Raw genomic sequence first — 15,537 nt, 5'->3', positions numbered from 1 at the left:
GCCTAAAATTTTTAGGTTGCCTTAGTTTTTGAGGTACTCTCTGTAATTTATGCTATGATTATTATTTTAATCTTAACAATAAAGTAATTTTCATGTAATATTTTGATTTTTAAATATTTATTTTTACTTTTATGAAAAAGTTATATCATGAAAAAAACTCTATTTTTTTTACTGGCATCCGCTACGGCAGGAATTATCAATGCACAGGTTATCACACAGAATGCAACCCCTAATACCGTTGCTGCAACAGGTTCTGTATCGTGCGCCAGTGGTGCTACAAGTACTAACTATTATACAGCCGACAATTCTTACATAAGATTTTTTAAGTTGTCAGACTACGGAATTAATTATAATTACAGGATTACGAATGTTGCTTTCGGTGTACAATTGGCATCAAGAACAGTTGCAGGAAGTTCTGCAAACGTTGGTGGTTCTTTTCCTGTTGAAGTTTGGCTGTACACCACATCGGCAACTACGCTAGATCCTACAGCTGTGACTTCCGTTTCTGGTGACCAGCCTCTTACTACAGTAAGTGTTTCTTCAGCTAATAGTGGTGCAATGGTAAATACAGGCACAAGTGTAAATCAAATTATTCCTGCAGGATCTAATCTTGTAGTTGAAATTTTTCATGATGGAGAGACAGGCCACGATGGCACAAGTGGAAATCCATTTGAAAGATTTTATATGGGAACAAATACCAGTGCGCAAACAGGACCTTCTTATCTAGCTTCTGGAACCTGTAATATTGATACCCCTATAGCAACAGGTACAGGCGTTTTGGCTGGTTTTGCTTCAGCAAGATGGGTAATGACAATAACAGGACAAAACTCGGTTTTAGGAACCACCGAGGTTATCAATTCACCGGATCTTCAGATTTATCCTAACCCTGTTAAAGATATACTTAAGTTTAAATTCTTTAATAACCTGAAGTCTGAATCTATTGAAATTTATGATCTCAGCGGCAGAGCAATTACTACGATCAGCAATAGTAAAAACGTTAACGAGGTAAATATGTCTTCGTATCAGAAAGGAAATTATATCTTAAAAGTAAAAGCCAGCGACGGTAAAGTTTACATTCAAAAACTAATCAAAGATTAATTTTTATTAATAAAAGAAATTTTTTTTTAATAAAATATTCTGATAATATCGGAGCGCTTCAATTAACGGAGCGCTTTTTTCTTTGTTGTTTTTAAACTGACAAATGTTAGTTAAACAAACTCTACTTTAAATCGTTTTTCTTATTTTTAATAACTAAATCCAAAATTATGATAAAAGATAAAGTGGCCTATATTACAGGGGGAACCAAAGGGATCGGCTTTGGAATTGCAAAAATTTTACTTGAAAACGGTATTTCCGTGGCGTTTTCAGGGAGGAGAAGAGATGATGTTGAAAAAGCCGAAAATGATTTGAAAAAGTATTCTAAAAATGTTTTGGGAATTGTTTCAGATGTGAGAAGCCTTGAAAGCGAAGAAGAAGCGGTAAAATATACCTTAGAGAAATTCGGACAGTTGGATTTTGTCATAGCCAATGCCGGGTTAGGAGTATTCAAACCTGTAGACGAACTTACTGCTGAAGACTGGAATGATATGATTGAGACCAACTTAACCGGCGCTTTCTATACACTAAAAGCTTCTGTGGAAGAATTAAAAAAGACACAGGGATATTATATCACCATTGCCAGTCTTGCCGGAGCCAATTTTTTTGAAAAAGGCTCAGGCTATAATGCTTCCAAATTTGGTGTTGTAGGCTTTACGCAGGCTGCCATGATTGATCTGAGAAAGTATAATATCAAATCCACGGTTATTATGCCGGGTTCTGTGGCTACCCATTTCAACGGGAATATTCCTTCCGAAAAAGATGCATGGAAGATTCAGCCCGAAGATATGGGAAACCTTGTACTCGATATTTTAAAGATGAATCCAAGGGTTTTGCCGAGCAAGATCGAATTTAGGGCAACAAAACCAGCCAATTAAATACTTCTAATGCGCTGAATAATAAATTAATAAGTATTATGCATGCATAATATATTTTTTAATTATATTAGCACATGAAACTTTAAGGCTTTTAAAGCAACAAAAATTAAAACAACATATGAAAATATTAGTTTGTATAAGTAGTGTGCCTGATACTACTTCAAAAATTAACTTTACTGCGGATAAGTCCGCATTCGACAAAAACGGAATTCAGTGGGTCATTAATCCGCTTGACGAGTTTGCCCTGACCAAAGCAATTAAACTTCAGGAATCTCAGGGAGCTACCGTAACGGTAATTAATGTAGGAGATGCCACTACTGAGCCTGTGATAAGAAAAGCACTGGCGATAGGTGCTAATGATGCCGTAAGGGTGAACCTTGATCCTAAAGACAGCTTTTCAACAGCTAAGGAAATCGCTGCTGTAGCACAGAATGGTGGGTATGATCTCGTTCTTTGCGGTAAAGAATCCATCGATTATAACGGTGGTTCCGTTCCGGGAATGGTTGCCCAGTTATTGAATCAGCCTTTTGTAAATGCATCGGTAGGATTGGATGTCAATGGAAACGAAGCGACGGCTGTAAGAGAAATTGAAGGAGGTAAAGAAACGATTTCCGTGAAATTACCAGCTGTAATCGCAGGTCAGAAAGGTTTGGTAGATGAAAAAGACCTGATTATTCCGAATATGAGAGGAATTATGTCTGCAAGAACGAAACCTCTGCAAGTGGTAGAAGCTACTTCTTCAGAAGTAAAAGTTCAGGGAGTATCTTATGACAGTGTACCGCCAAGAGCCGCTGTAAAAATGGTTTCTCCTGACAATCTGGATGAGCTGGTAAGATTACTTCACGAAGAAGCAAAAGTGATTTAATCTTTTAATCATTAAATTTTTTAATCTTTTAATTTAAAAAAAATGGCAGTATTCGTATACGCAGAAAATATAAACGGAGTTTACAAAAAAGCGGCTTTTGAAGCAGTTTCTTATGCTAAAGCTGTGGCAGACCAGGCCGGAGATACCGTAACGGCAATCTCGGTAAACCCTACCGATTCTTCAGATTTATTATACAAATATGGAGCATCAAACGTAATCAATATCAAAGATGAAGGGCTGAAAAGTTTTTCGGCCAAAGCTTATGCCCAGGCATTAAGTGAAGTGGCAAGCGGAAATATCATCGTTTTTCCACACACTACAGATGCTTCATCCATTGCTCCTATGCTGGCTGTGATGAACGGACATTCTTTAATTACAAACGCGCTGGATGCACCGGAAAGTCTTTCGCCGTTTCAGGTGAAAAGAAGAGCTTTCTCAGGAAAAGGCTTCATGCATGCAAAAGCTGAATCGGCAGGTGTCATCATCACAGTTTCCCAGAATGCTTTCGGAGTTAAAGAAAACGCTGTTTCAGGATCGGAAGAAGTGAAAAATCTATCAGTTGCCAATGAAGATACCAAAGTGATCTCTCATGAGCAAAGTTCAGGAAAATTAGATCTTAAAGAAGCTGAAATCGTAGTTTCTGCAGGAAGAGGAATGAAAGGCCCGGAAAACTGGGGAATGATTGAAGACCTGGCCAATGTACTTGGTGCGGCTACCGCTTGTTCAAAGCCTGTTTCAGATATCGGATGGAGGCCTCATACAGAACACGTAGGGCAAACCGGTAAAGCGATTTCTCCAAACTTATACATTGCGGTAGGTATTTCAGGGGCTATCCAGCACCTGGCTGGGGTAAACTCTTCAAAAACGATTGTTGTGATCAACAGTGATGCAGAAGCACCGTTCTTCAAATCTGCCGATTATGGTGTTGTTGGAGATGCTTTCCAGATTATTCCTGCATTAACGGAGAAAATTAAAGCTCTTAAAGGGTAAGAAAGGTTATTTGTGAATGGTCGATTCGCTTGTCAGTTTGAATTATTTAAATTAAAATTCACTTGCAAAGCACAGTTGACTTATAAAATAAAATTCACAATCGCCATCCTAATAATTCACCGATAAAAGCCCGCTTTGGGCTTTTATTTTTGTCTAAAAAAGTAAAAAAAACTTTCAAAAATTAATCTATATTTGTAGTTATGGATTATAAGCAGCTAATTATTCGCGGAATATCGTACAGCCAGACACAATCAGGAGCGTACGCATTGTTATTGGAACATGAAGAGACACACATAAAATTACCTGTTGTCATAGGAAATTTCGAGGCACAATCCATTTCTCTTGGCCTTGAAAAAGATATACATCCGCCACGTCCACTTACCCACGATCTATTTACAAAATTTATCGTTTCTGCCAATTATGAATTGGTTTCTGTTATTATCTATCAGATCGTAGACGGTGTTTTCTTTTCGAACATTAATTTTAAAAATAAAACAAACGAAGAAGAACTGATTCTTGATGCCAGGACTTCAGATGCCGTAGCGATGGCTGTAAGGTTTGATGCTCCTATTTTTACCACACAGCAGGTACTGAACGAAGCCGGAATCCTTCTGGAACTGGAAGATGTGGCTAAAGAAGAGCAGTCATTCTCAGAAACCGTTAATACCGAAGACAGCTTAAGATCCGTATCTATGGAAGAACTTCAGAAATTGCTGGATGAAGCCGTAAAAGAAGAGGATTATGACACTGCCCTGGAAATCCAGGAAGAAATCAAAAGAAGGAAGAAGAAAATCGATTAGAGATATTATAAGATGAATTTAAAATTACGACTTACCATTCTTAGTTTTCTTCAGTTCTTCGTGTGGGGCGCATGGCTGATTACGATGGCTAATTTTTGGTTCGGAACAAAACACTGGGACGGTGCCCAATTTGGAGCCGTTTTCGGAACGATGGGGATTGCTTCCATATTCATGCCGACCATTACCGGAATTATCGCCGACCGTTGGGTGAATGCAGAAAGAATATTCTCCATCTTACATATCCTGTACGGAATTGTTCTCTTCTTTTTACCTCATTCTGCAGATCCGGATTCCTTCTTTTATGTAATGCTTCTGGCAATGTGCTTCTATATGCCGACCATTGCTCTCGCGAATTCAATTTCCTATACGATCTTAAAAAACAGTGATCTGGATGTCGTTAAAGATTTTCCGCCGATCCGTGTCTGGGGAACCATTGGTTTCATCGTTGCCATGTGGATTACCAATCTTACGGGAAATAAAGCTACGGAAGGACAATTTTATATTGCAGGAGGGGTTGCCGTTTTCCTTGGGATTTATGCATTGACGCTGCCGAAATGTCCTCCGCAAAAATTAATAGATAAAGATGCTCCGCTATCACAACAGCTGGGACTTAATGCATTTAAGCTATTTAAAGATTATAAAACCGCACTGTTTTTCTTATTTTCGATGTTATTGGGAGCTGCCTTACAGCTTACCAATGCTTACGGAGATGTATTTCTGAGTGAGTTTGAGCATTTTCCTAAATATGCAGATTCTTTCGTTGTTCAGAGGTCAACCATCATTATGTCGATTTCGCAGGTGTCGGAAACATTATTCATTCTTGCCATTCCTTTCTTCCTGAAGAAATTTGGAATTAAAAAAGTAATGCTGATGTCGATGATTGCGTGGGTTCTGAGATTCGCATTCTTTGCTTACGGTGTTCCCGAAGGATTTGGTTTAAGCCTGATCATTCTTTCCTGTATCGTTTATGGAATGGCATTCGATTTTTTCAATATCTCGGGATCGCTTTTCGTAGAAACGACAACAGACAAAAAAATCCGTTCTTCTGCACAGGGATTATTTATGATGATGACGAATGGCTTCGGAGCGGTATTCGGAAGTTATGCTGCCGGTTGGGCCATTGATAAATTCTTCACCCATAAATTTACAACCGTTTCGTCTCTTTCGGCTTATCTTGAAACTACGCCTGAAAATCCGACATTTTTAGGAATTTTAAAGAAAAGTTTCAATTCTGCCGTTAATCCGGATGGAACATTATCAACTGTTGTCATGGTAAAAGACTGGACTAACATCTGGCTTACTTTTGCTGCGTACGCATTGATATTAGCCATATTGTTTGCGATATTATTCAGGCATAAACACGATCCTGCGCAACTTTCGAAAATAAAACATTAACTTTTACTGTTGATAATTAATATATTACATTGCACTTTGAGAAAAAAGTGCAATTTTTTTTATCTTTCGGGCAACCATCTGAAATTTTCTTTGTCTTATAGTTAGAAACAGATCCATGAAGAATTTAGAAACGAATTTTAAACTGGCAAAAAAACAGGACCGGAAAGGGCAGAAAGCTCTTTACGACATGTTTTCGGCGAAAATGCTGGCCGTAGCAAATTCTTATGTGAGTAATATTCATGATGCTGAAGATGTCGTCATGAATTCTTTTTTTACCTGTTTTTCAAAGATTGAAGATTGCAGGGAATGGAAAAGCTTTCCGTTCTGGCTAAGGAAAATTGTTGTGAATAATTCCATAAACCTGATCAGGAAAAGTAAAAATATCCTCTATTCGGATGTAGAAATACAAGAACTCGAATATCCCGAAGACAAATGGGACGACGAGATGATAAACATTGATCTTGAAGAGATCTTTTCCAAAATGCCGGATGGATACAGACTTGTTTTTAACCTGTATGTTTTTGAGGAAAAAAAACATCACGAAATTGCAGAAATGCTTAATATTTCTGAAGGCACCAGCAAAAGCCAGCTAAGCAAATCCAAAAAATGGCTCACTGATTTTTTAAAACAAAAAAAAGATGAAAAACAATATGCTAAATAAATGGAAGTCCGACTACGAAGAGCTCGAATTAAAGCCTTCGTCTGAGCTTTGGAGCAGATTGGAGATGGAGTTGGAGAAAGAATCCGAAGAAGCCATAGAAAAACCTTTTCAGTGGTGGAAGTATGCAGCGGTAATTTTGCTCTGTATTTCTGTTGGAGGCCTCTTTTATTTCAATTCAAATGATAATCATGATTTCAATGAAAAAAAAGCAGATTATGGGGTCAGTAAAGTTTTAACTAAAACGATTGATCCTGCCAATCCTGAGTTTCAGAATCCGCTTGGAGTTAAGAATAATCAAGGTATACAAGGTAATGTAACCCAGGCTTCCCGGAATGAGAAAACTTCTGCAGATCCGGTTTCCCTTCAAGAGGCAGAAAAGGAAACATCTATTACGAAATCATTAGCTGTTAAAATACAAAATGTCGAAGTAAATCAAGATGAAAAAGTGATGGTAAAACCTCCAAAAATAGAAGTTAATCCCCCGGTAATTGCAGATGTAAAAAAAGCAAAACCAACTTATATCAACTCCAGCGAACTTCTTTTGGGACACGAATTTGATAAGTCATCGGGAAATCATGATAAAAAAGATGTGAAAATAGGGATTCTGAATTTTGATAAACCTGTTCCGGACGTAGAAAATGTTACCGTTCTCGGAGTTACCGTATACGTAGAATCTAAATAAATTATTAATCTGTTAAATCCTGAAAACAGGGTCCGGAAAACCGGTATTGCGGACAAAAGTATAAAAAATCAACTTACATGAAAACAAAAATAGCGGTAATGATTGCTTTCGTGGCTTTCTCATATTCATTTGCACAACGCACTGCGGATATGGATGCCTCCATGAAGAATTATTCTAAAATGATTGACAGCATCGTGGTTTCTGAAAAGATAAAAATGAATAAGGAACTCGATGATGTTGATCGGGAATTTAAGCAAAATAAAATTACCGTCGATGAGAAGCAGAAACTGAGAGCAGATATTGCTTCAAAATATGAGGAAACCATTAACGGAAAAATAGATGCCCACAAAACCGCATTTGAGGAATTCACCCGACAGGCGGTTAAGAATGCTGTTTTAAAGCCTGTGGATTCGCTGCATAAAGATAAAAATCAGATCGTTTTTGGCCTGGGTGGTGTATCAATACGTATGGATGAAGATAAAACCAAGCCTGCCGACTATCTTCGCAGGTGGCAATACGTAGCAGCATACGTTGGGACGAGCTATACGACTAAAAATAAACCTTTCGCATTTCTTAATAATAACCCGGATTTTAAAAATACAGTGTTTAATTCTGCGATGTATGTAGTGAGATACGAAGGTCAGCTCGGAAGTTTCACCAGCCCTTTTTTTTACCGGCTGGGACTTGGCTACCGTAATGATCAGTCGAAGGCTAAATATGGAAAAGCTTTTACCCAGGAAAATCTGGTGTTGGATACCAAAGAATTCACGAAAGGTTACCTGAAAGAAACGCACATCAATAATCATTATCTTTTTATTCCTGTCGATTTTAAACTGGTTTTGAATCCTAAATACATCGAATATAACGGAACGAAATACTTAAACAACAGATTAAGCCAGTTAAGTATTGTCGCAGGTGTTTATGGAGGGGTAAGAATTGCCAGCAATATCTATAACAGGTATTCTAATGACTACAGCAAAAGGATTGTTGAGAGGGAATCGATCAATCATGGTGTAAATGATATCATTGTTGGAGGAAAACTTGGAATAGGGTACGCAGGATTTAATGTGTTTGTTCAGAAAGATTTTACACCGACATTTAACAATAATGCAAATGTCAGGAACAAATATGGACTGCAGATCGGAATAGAACTGCTGAATGCCAGTTTTTAATTATTTAAAAAATTGCGTTTTACGTTACATAATCATTAAATTTTTATTAATAGTATTATCATTCGTAAATGATTACTGAATAAAATTTAGTTTTCAGGCACACTTATCATAAGTGTGTTTTTTTTTGTATTTTGGCACTTTAGGATTTATGAAAAATATTCAGTTATTAGGTTTAATATTGGTCGTGGCAGGAAGTTTTCTGCCGCTCGTTCATGTTCCCATAATTGGAAACTGGAACTATTGGAAACTCGACCATTTCCTTGCCATTGCATGCTGGATTCTTGCCGCCGGAGCTCTGTTTGGGATAGTCAATAACAGTGTGAAAATGGCGAAGATTTTTGGCATTTTGCTGGTGATTTTATTTGTCTTCACTTTATTCGCTGTAAAATTTCAGGCGTCTCAGTATTTCAGTTTTATGCCTTTTAAATCATGGCAGGACAAGCTGGCAGGGATTGTAAAATTAAAGTGGGGCTGGATCGTCGAGTTTCTTGGTGCTTTCATCATCATTTTTGCCTCAGGCAGAAAAACGATTGATTCTTAGTATGATAACGATTCATATAAATCAGCCGCTTTTTTGTGAAATTAATAATCCTAATGGTATTTTTAAATTAAAAATAGAATTATAAAATGAAAGAAGTATTCATCGTTTCCGCAGTAAGAACTCCGATGGGGAGCTTTTTGGGAAGTTTAGCAGCTGTTCCGGCGACAAAACTGGGAGCTGTTGCCGTAAAAGGTGCATTAGACAAAATAAATCTTGATCCGAAACAGGTTCAGGAAATCTATATGGGAAATGTTTTACAGGCCGGAGAAGGACAGGCGCCTGCACGCCAGGCAGCCTTGGGTGCCGGGCTTTCCAATGAGACGCCTTCTACAACCGTAAATAAAGTTTGTGCTTCAGGAATGAAAGCTGTAACGATGGCCGCACAAGCCATAAAAGCAGGTGATGCCGAAGTGATCGTTGCCGGAGGTATGGAAAATATGTCTTCCGTTCCTCATTATTACAATGCAAGAAATGCGACAAAGCTGGGCGACGTGAAAATGCAGGACGGAATGGTTTTAGACGGTCTTACCGACGTTTACAACAAAGTACACATGGGCGTTTGTGCCGAAAAATGTGCAACAGACTATAGTATTTCAAGAGAAGATCAGGACAACTTCGCCATTGAATCCTATAAAAGAGCGGCAAAAGCCTGGAGCGAAGGGAAGTTTGCCGATGAGGTTGTACCGGTAGAAATTCCTCAGAGAAAAGGTGAACCGGTCATTTTTGCTGAAGATGAAGAATATAAAGCTGTAAATTTCGACAGAATTCCGACACTTCCGACCGTTTTCAAAAAAGAGGAAGGAACGGTAACGGCTGCTAATGCGTCTACTCTTAATGACGGAGCTTCCGCATTAATCCTTGTTTCCAAAGAAAAAATGGAAGAACTGGGACTTAAGCCTCTTGCAAAAATCGTTTCTTACGCTGATGCTGCACAGGCTCCGGAAGACTTTACCACAGCTCCTTCAAAAGCACTTCCTATTGCACTTAAAAAAGCAGGATTATCGCTTACGGATATCGACTTTTTTGAGTTTAACGAAGCGTTTTCGGTGGTTGGACTTGCCAATAACAAGATTTTAGGATTAGATGCCTCTAAAGTGAATGTAAACGGTGGAGCAGTAGCCATCGGGCACCCGCTGGGAAGTTCGGGCTCAAGAATTATCGTTACATTGATCAACGTATTGAAACAAAATAATGGTAGATACGGTGCGGCTGCTATCTGTAACGGCGGCGGCGGCGCTTCAGCTATCGTTATAGAAAATATGCAATAAAAAATCTGTCATCAGAATAGAGAATCCGGAGGTCATGCTTCCGGATTTCTGCTTTAAATCATCATTGTACATATTTTTAAAATATTTTATTTAAATCTAAAAAACTTAGATGGTAATGAAAAAGAGAACTGTATATTATTTATCTAAGGTTTAAAAATTAACGGAATAATAAAAGTTGAGTCAAACGAAATAAAATCCCTGAATATTCAATCCTTTTGCTATTTTTGTGCTACTAATATAATATTGAAATGTCTGAAATTGAGAACCTGCAAACTCAAAACATAAAGAATAATCCCAAAATCATGAAAGCCTGGGCGGTTTATGACTGGGCCAATTCGGTCTACTCACTGGTGATTACTTCTACTATTTTCCCTATTTATTATTCTATTCTGACTACAGCGTACGAGAAGAAGGAATATGTAAAGGAAACCAATTCCTATATAGATGTCCCGGTGCGGCATATGATAAAACTCTTCGGTGCAGAATTCCATCCGGATGAGATGTACGGGTATTCATTAACTCTTTCTTTTCTGATCGTAGTATTGTTGTCACCGTTTTTATCATCATTGGCGGATACCATTGGAAATAAAAAATCTTTCCTGCAGTTTTTCTGCTACCTGGGTGCAACTTCCTGCATGGGGCTTGCGATGTTTACAGGAATGCACAATGTGTTCCTGGGCCTGCTTTTCAGTGTAACAGCGAGTGTAGGGTTTTGGGGCAGCCTTGTGTTTTACAACTCCTTTCTCCCTGATATCGCCACGCAGGATAAACAGGATGCGCTTTCTGCAAAAGGATATGTGTACGGATATATTGGCTCTGTGGTGCTTGTTATCATCTGTCTGCTTTTGATCCAGGTTTTTGCTAAGGGTGCAGAACAGCAGCTGCTATTTACCAGAATCAGTTTCCTTCTTACCGGGGCATGGTGGTTCGGCTTCTCGCAATATACATTCAAACATTTACCGCAATTTGGAAACGTTAAAGATAAACTGCCAAAAGATCTTGTACTACTGAACTATAAAAATCTCTTTAAAAAACATGAAAATGAAGGAGGATTTTTTGAAGTCTTAAAAGATAACCTTAGTTTCTATAAAGATATTGCCAGAGAAAGTTTTAATGAATTGTTTAAAGTGGGTGGCGAACTTTTCAAAGACAGAAATCTGAAGTTTTTCCTTTCCAGTTTTTTCTTTTACAGTGTTGGGATGCAAACTATTTTCTTAATGGCAACCTTATTCGGAAAAAGTGAAATAAACCTTGCTCAGGATAAACTGATCGGGACCCTTCTCGTGATCCAGATAGAAGCCATCATCGGAGCGGTGATTTTCTCCAAATTATCTAAAAAGATAGGAAATAAAAACGTAATTTCTATCGCCATAATCCTTTGGATGGTTGCCTGTATTTGGGCATTCTTTCTTAACAAGGAAAACCCGACGGTTGAATACCAGTTCTACGGTGTTGCTGCTGTCGTAGGGCTTGTGATGGGTGGTCTTCAGGCCATGTCCAGATCGACGTACTCTAAGTTGCTGCCCGAAGACTCAATGGAGAATACGACATTCTTCAGTTTCTATGATGTTCTTGAAAAACTCGCAGTAATTCTGGGAACTTTTATTTTCTCGACGCTCATCGGACAGTTTAATAACATGAGGTACGCAGCCTTATCCATGACCATATTCTTCGCGGCGGGGCTTGTGTTAGTGAGATTTTTAAAGGTTTCGACCCATAAAAAATAGAAGATTATTAAAAATAATTTGAAAGACGCTCACAGAAGCGTCTTTTTTATTTCGTATACTTCTTGTTTTTGTGGACTTATTTAATATTAATATTGTATTTTATTAAAATCATATAAATATTAAAAGAATATCTGTTGTTTTTTTGTTTATTTGCAAATTAATAGTTAAATAGGAAATGATAAAAAAACTACTCTTATTCTTTACATTACAATGTTTGGTTTTCGGTTTTTCGCAGGATCTAAGGCCTGTTGCAAAAAAAATTTCAGAATACCACCACCAGAAAAAAAATTTCGACAGGTATGATTTGTTTAATATTGATACCGATTCAGATCACCTTGCAGAATACAAAAGGTCAGCAACCGATATTTCAGTCCTGAATATCGATGCCAAAAAGCTTAAAAAACTGGTTAATGAAAAACCGGATTATCTTGAAATATCATTTCCGTTTGAAGGCAAGGAAATCATCGTGGAACTTTATAAAAATGAAATTTTCACCAAAGAATTTAAGGTAAAAACCAATAAAGGTGAAATTGTAAATTATACACCCGGAGTCTATTACCATGGAATTGTAAAAGGGGATAACCGTTCGGTGGCAGCCTTTAGTTTTTTTGATAATGATGTCGTGGGCGTAGCTTCTACACCGGAACTGGGAAATATTGTGGTGGGAAAAGTAAAAAACTCCACCGACTTTGTCAGCTATTCAGATTCTAAACTTACGGGTTTAAATCCTTTTATCTGTGGTGTCGATGAATTAGCCGAAAATCATAAACAGAAAGTTTCTTTTGATCCGAATGCTGATAAGACAGCAGGTAAACTGCTCACCCAGAATTGTGTGCGGATTTATTATGAAGTTTGCTACACGCCTTACGTTAACAATGGTTCCAGTACAACCACCACAACCAATTGGCTGACGGCCATTCATAACAATATTTCCACCCTCTACAACAACGATGATGTTAAGATTGCTCTCAATGAAATTTACATCTGGACGACTGCAGATCCTTATACAGGAAACCCGAATACCAATCTCGCCAGCTTCAGAGCCAACAGACAGACTTTCAACGGAGATCTTGCGCATCTGGTAAACCAGCCAACGACAACGAGTGTTGCCTATATCAATTCGCTTTGTACCACCAACAGGCATGCATATTCAGGAGCTGCCCAGACTTACAATAACGTTCCGGTATATTCATGGACGATACAGGCAATGACGCACGAAATGGGACACAGCCTCGGTTCTCCCCATACGCACGCCTGTGCATGGAACGGAAACAATACAGCGATTGACGGATGCGGCCCTACGGCAGGATTCGATGAGGGATGTACAGGTCCTCTTCCTTCAACAACAGAAAAAGGAACGATCATGAGCTACTGCCACCTGGTTTCCGGGGTAGGTATTAATTTCAGCAATGGTTTTGGAGCCCAGCCGGCTGCGCTGATAAGAAATACCGTAGAATCTAAAGCTTGTCTCGGAACAAATTGTATCACAGTTTGTCCGATAACTATTTCAGGACTTTCTGTGTCAAATATTACCCAGATTTCTGCCAATGCAGCTTTTACAGATGCTACCTCAAATTCATGGAAATACAAGCTTACCAGGTTTGACGGAACTCAGGTGTCATCCGGTACGATTTCTTCACCTTCCCTGAGCCTTTCGGGACTTCAGCCGGCAACATATTATCTTTTATCGGTAGGTACAAACTGTTCTGCAGGATATCAGAGAACCCAGATATTTATAACTGATGGCGATTGGTGTAATGGCGCATTATTTACAGATACCGGCGGTACTACAGCCAACTATGGAGATAATCAGACCATCGTAAAAACATTTTATCCGAGTTCAGGAGCGCTAAGTATGAGTTTTACGGAATTCGGACTTGAGGAAGATTATGATTTTATGTATATCTACAACGGTCCTTCCACAAGTTCACCGGTATTTGCCAATGGAAATGCACTAACAGGTTCAACATTGCCGGGAACATTCACCTCCACGCATCCTTCGGGAGCTATTACGGTAAGGTTTATTTCAGATGAGGCTGAAAATGATTTGGGCTGGAAAGCTAATTTTTCGTGTTCTGTGCTGGCCGTTGAAGATGTAAGCACAAAAGATAATGCCGTCAGTATTTATCCTAATCCTGCCAAAAATATCATTACCATTTCGTCCAGAGATACTCTTAAGTCATTTAAAATTTATGATGAAGCAGGACGTCTTATCAAATCGGAACCGGCAATAAAAGGAAGCAGGTTTGATGTTAACATTTCGTCGATGCAGACCGGAAATTATGTTGTAACAGTGGAGACGGAAAAACAGATAGTAACTAAAAAACTGATTAAACAGTAATTTAAATAAAATACAATTAAAGCCTGATTATTTCAGGCTTTTTTAGTAACTTTAATAAAATTAAACAGTTTTTTTAATTTTTTAAAAATATACATTGTTACAAAATGTTAAATTGTGTTAGAATTCGGCTCGACTTTTGCTCATATTCAACGGAATAATTTTACATTTGCAAAAAATTTATTTACATTAAATGACAAACCCACTATTTTACGCGAAAATTCTTTTGTTCGGAGAATATGGAATCATAGAAGATTCCCAAGGTTTGACATTACCTTACAGCTTTTATAAAGGTACCCTCAAGTTCTCTTCATTAGATTCCGAATTTGAAAAAAAATCTAATGAACACCTCAGAAAATATGCCGGTTATTTAGAAAACCTGGGCCTTCCGGAAAGTTTTGAATTAAATGTTTCAAAATTTAAAGAAGAAATTTCTTCAGGTCTGTTTTTCGACAGCAATATTCCTCAGGGATATGGAATAGGGAGTTCCGGCGCATTGGTTGCCGCCATATTCGAACGGTATTCTATTTCCAAGCATGAACCTGAAAATATTTCTAAAGACGAACTGAAAAGCCTGCGATATGTTTTCGGTTTAATGGAAAGCTATTTCCATGGCAAAAGCTCAGGTATTGATCCTTTGATCTGCTATATGAACCTTCCGATTCTTATCGAAAGTAAGGAAAGTGTTGATAAAGTGGCCATTCCTGCAAGTGAAGCGGGTCGTGGTGCTATCTTCCTGATCGATTCCGGAATGACCGGCGAAACGGGACCTATGGTGCAGATTTTCTTTGAAAAAATGAAAACTGAAGGTTTCAGAAAAACACTTAAAGAAGAATTTATCCGGTACAATAATGCCTGTATCGATACTTTTTTGAAAAAAGATATGAATCCTTTCTTCAGAAATCTTAAAAAACTCTCACATTGGGCCTATGAACATTTCCGCCCGATGATTCCTGAAAGTCTTTTTAATGTCTGGAAAAAAGGTCTCGATTCCAATGCCTATTATTTAAAGCTTTGCGGCAGCGGAGGCGGAGGATATATTTTGGGTTTTACTAAAGATTACGAAAAAGCGGAAAAAATGCTTGACGGCTTCAATAAAGAAGTGATTTACAGATTCTAAACAAT

The 15,537-nt window shown here is 38.1% G+C and carries 14 protein-coding genes; all 14 read left to right on the top strand.

The window, feature by feature from the left end; translation table 11 throughout:
• Positions 1-147: 147 nt before the first annotated feature.
• The 14 genes from AC0N32_RS07630 to AC0N32_RS07565 all read left to right on the top strand — a co-directional run bounded on the left by AC0N32_RS07630 (position 148) and on the right by AC0N32_RS07565 (position 15,532).
• Complete coding sequence (locus AC0N32_RS07630) at positions 148-1,098, top strand: T9SS type A sorting domain-containing protein (protein ID WP_476393259.1); 951 nt, start codon at positions 148-150, stop codon at positions 1,096-1,098.
• Between the two features lie 167 nt (positions 1,099-1,265).
• A complete protein-coding gene (locus AC0N32_RS07625) occupies positions 1,266-1,973 on the top strand; it encodes an SDR family oxidoreductase (RefSeq protein WP_476393258.1) in 708 nt (235 codons plus the stop codon).
• Positions 1,974-2,091: 118 nt separating this feature from the next.
• On the top strand, positions 2,092-2,838 hold the full coding sequence (locus AC0N32_RS07620) for an electron transfer flavoprotein subunit beta/FixA family protein (RefSeq protein WP_476393257.1): 747 nt from the start codon (positions 2,092-2,094) through the stop codon (positions 2,836-2,838).
• A gap of 42 nt (positions 2,839-2,880) precedes the next feature.
• Positions 2,881-3,828, top strand: coding sequence for an electron transfer flavoprotein subunit alpha/FixB family protein (locus tag AC0N32_RS07615; protein WP_476393256.1), 948 nt, complete (start codon positions 2,881-2,883; stop codon positions 3,826-3,828).
• A 200-nt stretch (positions 3,829-4,028) separates the two neighbouring features.
• Complete coding sequence (locus AC0N32_RS07610) at positions 4,029-4,628, top strand: bifunctional nuclease family protein (RefSeq protein ID WP_476393255.1); 600 nt, start codon at positions 4,029-4,031, stop codon at positions 4,626-4,628.
• A gap of 12 nt (positions 4,629-4,640) precedes the next feature.
• Complete coding sequence (locus AC0N32_RS07605; RefSeq protein ID WP_476393254.1) at positions 4,641-6,023, top strand: nucleoside permease; 1,383 nt, start codon at positions 4,641-4,643, stop codon at positions 6,021-6,023.
• Between the two features lie 115 nt (positions 6,024-6,138).
• Positions 6,139-6,684, top strand: a complete 546-nt coding sequence (locus tag AC0N32_RS07600; protein WP_476393253.1) for an RNA polymerase sigma factor — start codon at positions 6,139-6,141, stop codon at positions 6,682-6,684.
• Positions 6,662-7,366, top strand: coding sequence for a hypothetical protein (locus tag AC0N32_RS07595; protein WP_476393252.1), 705 nt, complete (start codon positions 6,662-6,664; stop codon positions 7,364-7,366). Before AC0N32_RS07600 ends, AC0N32_RS07595 begins: the two co-directional genes overlap by 23 nt.
• 77 nt (positions 7,367-7,443) lie before the next feature.
• On the top strand, positions 7,444-8,538 hold the full coding sequence (locus AC0N32_RS07590) for a hypothetical protein (protein ID WP_476393251.1): 1,095 nt from the start codon (positions 7,444-7,446) through the stop codon (positions 8,536-8,538).
• 148 nt (positions 8,539-8,686) lie between these two features.
• Positions 8,687-9,079: a hypothetical protein gene (locus AC0N32_RS07585; RefSeq protein WP_476393250.1), complete on the top strand. Its 393-nt coding sequence runs from the start codon at positions 8,687-8,689 to the stop codon at positions 9,077-9,079.
• A gap of 86 nt (positions 9,080-9,165) precedes the next feature.
• A complete protein-coding gene (locus AC0N32_RS07580) occupies positions 9,166-10,347 on the top strand; it encodes an acetyl-CoA C-acyltransferase (protein ID WP_476393249.1) in 1,182 nt (393 codons plus the stop codon).
• 248 nt (positions 10,348-10,595) lie between these two features.
• On the top strand, positions 10,596-12,074 hold the full coding sequence (locus tag AC0N32_RS07575) for an MFS transporter (RefSeq protein ID WP_476393248.1): 1,479 nt from the start codon (positions 10,596-10,598) through the stop codon (positions 12,072-12,074).
• 175 nt (positions 12,075-12,249) lie between these two features.
• Positions 12,250-14,415: a M12 family metallo-peptidase gene (locus AC0N32_RS07570; protein WP_476393247.1), complete on the top strand. Its 2,166-nt coding sequence runs from the start codon at positions 12,250-12,252 to the stop codon at positions 14,413-14,415.
• Between the two features lie 190 nt (positions 14,416-14,605).
• Positions 14,606-15,532 (top strand): mevalonate kinase family protein, encoded by a 927-nt coding sequence (locus AC0N32_RS07565; RefSeq protein ID WP_476393246.1) that lies wholly within the window; start codon positions 14,606-14,608, stop codon positions 15,530-15,532.
• The last annotated feature ends 5 nt before the right edge of the window (positions 15,533-15,537 follow it).

The sequence above is a fragment of the Chryseobacterium endophyticum genome (assembly GCF_056333165.1).
The sequence above is the reverse complement of the archived record's forward strand: the minus strand, read 5'-3'. Positions and strand labels throughout refer to the sequence as shown.

Excerpts from the sequence above, each read along its gene's own strand:
- AC0N32_RS07630 (WP_476393259.1), top strand. The coding sequence starts at position 148 with ATGAAAAAAACTCTATTTTTTTTACTGGCATCCGCTACGGCAGGAATT.
- AC0N32_RS07625 (WP_476393258.1), top strand. The coding sequence starts at position 1,266 with ATGATAAAAGATAAAGTGGCCTATATTACAGGGGGAACCAAAGGGATC.
- AC0N32_RS07620 (WP_476393257.1), top strand. The coding sequence starts at position 2,092 with ATGAAAATATTAGTTTGTATAAGTAGTGTGCCTGATACTACTTCAAAA.
- AC0N32_RS07615 (WP_476393256.1), top strand. The coding sequence starts at position 2,881 with ATGGCAGTATTCGTATACGCAGAAAATATAAACGGAGTTTACAAAAAA.
- AC0N32_RS07610 (WP_476393255.1), top strand. The coding sequence starts at position 4,029 with ATGGATTATAAGCAGCTAATTATTCGCGGAATATCGTACAGCCAGACA.
- AC0N32_RS07605 (WP_476393254.1), top strand. The coding sequence starts at position 4,641 with ATGAATTTAAAATTACGACTTACCATTCTTAGTTTTCTTCAGTTCTTC.
- AC0N32_RS07600 (WP_476393253.1), top strand. The coding sequence starts at position 6,139 with ATGAAGAATTTAGAAACGAATTTTAAACTGGCAAAAAAACAGGACCGG.
- AC0N32_RS07595 (WP_476393252.1), top strand. The coding sequence starts at position 6,662 with ATGAAAAACAATATGCTAAATAAATGGAAGTCCGACTACGAAGAGCTC.
- AC0N32_RS07590 (WP_476393251.1), top strand. The coding sequence starts at position 7,444 with ATGAAAACAAAAATAGCGGTAATGATTGCTTTCGTGGCTTTCTCATAT.
- AC0N32_RS07585 (WP_476393250.1), top strand. The coding sequence starts at position 8,687 with ATGAAAAATATTCAGTTATTAGGTTTAATATTGGTCGTGGCAGGAAGT.
- AC0N32_RS07580 (WP_476393249.1), top strand. The coding sequence starts at position 9,166 with ATGAAAGAAGTATTCATCGTTTCCGCAGTAAGAACTCCGATGGGGAGC.
- AC0N32_RS07575 (WP_476393248.1), top strand. The coding sequence starts at position 10,596 with ATGTCTGAAATTGAGAACCTGCAAACTCAAAACATAAAGAATAATCCC.
- AC0N32_RS07570 (WP_476393247.1), top strand. The coding sequence starts at position 12,250 with ATGATAAAAAAACTACTCTTATTCTTTACATTACAATGTTTGGTTTTC.
- AC0N32_RS07565 (WP_476393246.1), top strand. The coding sequence starts at position 14,606 with ATGACAAACCCACTATTTTACGCGAAAATTCTTTTGTTCGGAGAATAT.